Source organism: Neobacillus bataviensis (assembly GCF_019969725.1).
The window spans coordinates 1-4,461 of sequence record NZ_JAHXYW010000033.1 but is presented as its reverse complement, the minus strand read 5'-3'; the positions used below and the strand labels follow the sequence as shown (position 1 = coordinate 4,461).

Sequence of the window (4,461 nt, the reverse complement as noted above, 5' to 3'; positions counted from 1 at the left end):
AGCGAAGCTATGATACTGCAAGAAGGAATTAGGGGTACCGGTGAGTTTAATTATTAGAGGAGGAGTTTTAAAATGAATCCAGTCGTTGGTCTGGATGTAGCAAATGGTGAAAGTCAGGTTCAAGCTTTCTTGGATAAGAAAAAACCTTACAAAAGTAGCTTTAAAGTATCACATACTCTTGATGGATTAGATACTTTACATCAATTTTTAAGAGAAATTGAGAACTTAACAGGAGTTAAACCTCCAATTGTTCTGGAAGCTACAGGGCATTATCATACTCCAGTTGTTCAGTATTTTGAGGACAGAGATTATTTATTAATTATTGTAAATCCTCTTATCTCCTATCGTGCCAAGAGCTCGAGTTTGAGGAAAGTAAAAACAGATATAACCGATGCTAATCATCTCTGTGAATTGTACTATAAAGAGGATTTAGAACCGTATAAAAAACGTGGAATTCAACTCTTAAACCTTCGTAATCTTACAAGACAATACGAAAACTTAACAGGAATATTTGTACAAGCTAAGCTACAGTTTCAAGCAGTTCTTGATCAGGTTTTTCCCGAGTATAGAGGTGTTTTTGGGGACTTATATTCAGTTGTTTCTTTACAAACTTTATTAGAATTTCCTACATCTAACGATGTCTTAGAAACTAGCGAAGAAACAATAGCAGCTAGAATAAAGGAAAACTGTAATAGTCGTTCTCGAATGTGGGCGAATACTAAGGCTAAGGAGCTGAAAGCTGCAGCATCAAGGAATCCTTTTCAGAAAACCTTATATCAAAGCCATAATTTAATCCTTAAAATGTATATCAATATGCTTTTAGAATACCAAAAGCACCTATCTGTGTTTGAAGTTGAGATAGATGCTTTAGCAAAAGAACTTATAGAATATAAGATTATCCAATCCATCCCTGGTATCGGAGAAAAAATCGCGGCAACGATTATTTCTGAAATCGGTGAGATAGATCGGTTTAATCACCCTAAAAAAATAATAGCATTTGCAGGAATTGACCCTAGCATCTTTGAATCAGGAAGGTTCAAAGGAACTGTAAACAGAATAACAAAAAGAGGGTCCAGCAGGCTAAGGCGTGCATTATATCTGGCTGTTAAATGCGCCATTCGTGATTGTCGTAAAAAGAAAACGACTAAAGATATTATCCCTCGCAACAAGAGGTTACGAGAGTTCTATGATAAGAAACGCGAAGAAGGAAAGCCTTATAAGGTAGCTGTAATAGCATGTCAAATAAGCTCTTACAATGGATATATGCGCTTTTAAAGAGTAACTCAACTTTCCAAGATATAGCTTAAATGAAAAATAAAACTATGCAATGAAAAACCTTCCAATAATCTTAGTTAGGAAGGTTATTTGGCATGCTTACTTTTAGTATATCATGTGCCTTTTAAGATTTTTAATGAAAAATATTGACAAACTATTAGCTGGTTTAGTTTAAGTAGAAACCTTCACAATCTTAATTAATTATGACTCTTTTCGTATTAACCTTAATTGCCAAGGTAACCAAAACCCAAAAACTATAATAAATACAGGGATAGACCACCAGGTATGCCATCCTTTTAACTTCATATATTCAACTTGAACAAGCAGCCATTCAGATAAGCTGGACAAGATGGTAAAAATGGTAACATATATCCATTTCTTTTCCTGTCTAAAATAGTTAAGAAATATTACAGCAAAACAAGAAGGAATGATACCGTAACATATAAAATCACCAATCCCTTCTTGTTTTGGATCACGACCTAAATCAAATACATCCAAGTAATTTAACATAATGAACACATCTATTGTTATTGCTACAAAGCCAGTTGTACCAAAGATAAAATAAATTTCTCCCCAACTTAATCGTTTTGGCATAAACAATATGTAAATCAAAAAGATTGTACCTAAAGTAATTGGGAACCATAAACCTTTTGATGACAAATCTAAATTTTGTATAAACTTTTCCATAGTGTGGCCCCTTTAAGATTGACTATCGAAACCTATATATTCTAAAATTCAAAATTATTATTTGTTAATTTAAAATATATATGCCGATTAGCTTTAAAAACATTGATATTTCCTAAACGGAATTTTATAAAAATTAATGAGATACAGATAAAAGGCAGCCGAATAATTCCTTTTGGCAGCCTTTTTTATGTTTTAGGATTTTTTACTGAGTGTTGTTGTGATCAATCAAATATTGATTCTCTCTCCAAAAATCTTTATTTGTACCAGAACTATTAAATCAAGTTACTGGTGTTTAATCAGTGATTTTTCAATTTATTGAATATGGTTTCCCATCTTGAGCTAACCTGCATCGTTAGTACAACATGCAAAAAAAAGACCGCCGCAGCGATCCATCTTGAACTCTTGCACCGGTTACTTTAAGTACCTTTCTTCACAATCTTATTTACTTTTCCAACAAACTGCTAAGAAATAAGGACTCGTCTTCAACCAATTTACAGATTTACTTTAACAATTGTTCATCAAGCAAGTTCAATAATTTTTTTTGAGCTTTCTCATTGCTAATAATCTTATTTACTCGAAAATTACTTTGTAAATAAGCCCTTATGTGTCTATTTGTAAAAAACAATCTATGATACTTCTCATCTTCGTATATGCTTTTAAACCAACCTTGTTGTTTTAATCGTTCAATGTTTCTGTCAATTTTCCTTGTGTCTAAACCTGTACTACCTCCATCTAGGGCTAGACCTAATAATTCAAATAAAAAGTTAATCATTCTACCTCAACTCCAACTCCTACATATAACTATTAATTCTATAATGAATCAGACCAATCCTTCTTTCACTAACCTGCTTACGTTAGCATAACAAGCAAAAAAGACCGCCGCAGCGATCCTCTTGAACTCTTGCACCCGTTACTTTAAGTACAATTCCTCACAAACTCATATTGCTTCACAAAACTGACCTGGAGCAAAACATGGAAAAGGCGATTTCTAATTAAAGGATCACACCCAATATATATAGAAACCGACTAAATTATTATCTATTTGAATTATTTATTCGAAAGAGAGGAAAGACCCCGACCTATAAGGTTTGCAGAAACAGGCTTTTTCCCTAATTCCCTTGCCCAAATTGATAATTGCCCTATATGGTGAATTTCGTGAGCAATAGTATGTCGCATTATTTCACCCCAAGTATCCGTCACAATTCTTCCATCTGGCAAGGTATCATAAAATAATTGATTTTCCATACTAGCATCCCAGTTGTTTACAAAGTTCTCCACCTCTAAATGAAATTCAGCATCCAATTTTCGAAGTTTGTTCAATCTATTATAACTATCGAAACTCTCCTGAAAGTCAGTTTTACCTTGTAAGAGACGAATCCAGCTCCATTCGACATCAACAATATGGAAAAGTGTGTGCAATATACTTCCCATTCCACCAGTTCGGTTCCGCAGAAGTTCTTCTTCACTTAACTCTTCACACCAACGATACCAGTCTTCTCTTACCATCCAGTTATATCTAAAAAAAGTTTGCAAAAAATGCCCCTCCCCATTTTGAAAATAATTTAACTGTAAAATACTATAAGAGCAATGCCAAACATTGTTAAATATTACTATTTCTACAAACTTAGGTTGAATTCCTTTTTCAACAATCCTGCTTCGTTAGTACAACAAGCAAAAAAAGACCGCCGCAGCGATCCATCTTAAACTCTTGCACCCGTTAGTGGAACAACGTGTATAGTACCGAACTGGTTAAATTATTGCATTCTTAAATAAAGAAGTAAGGTCTTCTGCTAATTGATTTTTAGAATAATCATCGTGGTATATTCGAAATACGCTTGGCTGCTTTGAATTTAGTTTTGCATATATAGGGTCACCGCTTCCGTGGGAACAACTTGCTAAAAAAACAAATCCATCTTCTAATACCGATATTCCAGGTTCATATTTAGTGCTTTCATCAATTATGTCATCCACACCACCCCATATAATATATGAAACCCCATCATAATCCTCATCAGGTTCATCTTCTTGAATTCCAAACTCTGCATCTATTAAAGGGACTGTTATATATAATTCGATATACCATTCTTGCAATTTTATTTTAAGTTCTTTTTCTAATTTTGCTAAATCACTTTTGGTTGCCGTTTTGCCAACGAAATCGGGATATTTTAACTTAATTCTTTCTACAAGCCTATTGGCTTCGATAATTATTTCATTATTTTTCATTTTCATACTCCCATTTTATTTATCTATTTAGAGTTCGGTTAAGTCCAATAAAATCCTGCTTATCGTAATAATTCTTGTTGAACTAAACTGCTTACTTTAGTTGAATAAGAAAATGGCTGCCAAAGTGACAGCCATTATCTTAAACAATCGCACCCATTAGTTGAATAAGAATTCACTCTTCCAGCTTGGAAAATCATTATTGTAATTACGCAGGCACTCTTTCATTATTTTAGTATCACGAGGCAGATTTTTTTCTAATTCAGACCATCCCATAAA

4 protein-coding genes and 2 pseudogenes are annotated in these 4,461 nt (G+C 33.5%); 1 reads left to right on the top strand and 5 read right to left on the bottom strand.

The features are described 5' to 3' along the window. The first annotated feature begins 72 nt into the window (after window positions 1-72). Window positions 73-1,307 (top strand): annotated as a pseudogene (locus LC455_RS30720) (IS110 family transposase). 169 nt (window positions 1,308-1,476) lie between these two features. On the opposite strand, the gene LC455_RS30715 reads toward LC455_RS30720, so the two are convergent. The 5 genes and pseudogenes from LC455_RS30715 to LC455_RS31840 all read right to left on the bottom strand — a co-directional run. Then, entirely contained in the window at window positions 1,477-1,962 is a 486-nt protein-coding gene (locus LC455_RS30715; RefSeq protein ID WP_223596773.1) for a hypothetical protein, read from the bottom strand. Window positions 1,963-2,461: 499 nt separating this feature from the next. Then, the gene (locus LC455_RS30710) at window positions 2,462-2,734 is read right to left on the bottom strand and encodes a hypothetical protein (RefSeq protein WP_223596771.1); all 273 of its coding nucleotides are present in this window, start codon (window positions 2,732-2,734) and stop codon (window positions 2,462-2,464) included. Window positions 2,735-3,009: 275 nt separating this feature from the next. Beyond that, window positions 3,010-3,495 (bottom strand): DinB family protein, encoded by a 486-nt coding sequence (locus LC455_RS30705; protein WP_223596769.1) that lies wholly within the window; start codon window positions 3,493-3,495, stop codon window positions 3,010-3,012. A 216-nt stretch (window positions 3,496-3,711) separates the two neighbouring features. Continuing rightward, complete coding sequence (locus tag LC455_RS30700) at window positions 3,712-4,185, bottom strand: SMI1/KNR4 family protein (protein ID WP_223596767.1); 474 nt, start codon at window positions 4,183-4,185, stop codon at window positions 3,712-3,714. Window positions 4,186-4,341: 156 nt separating this feature from the next. Next, a pseudogene (locus LC455_RS31840) lies at window positions 4,342-4,461 on the bottom strand (barstar family protein); the annotation flags it as partial.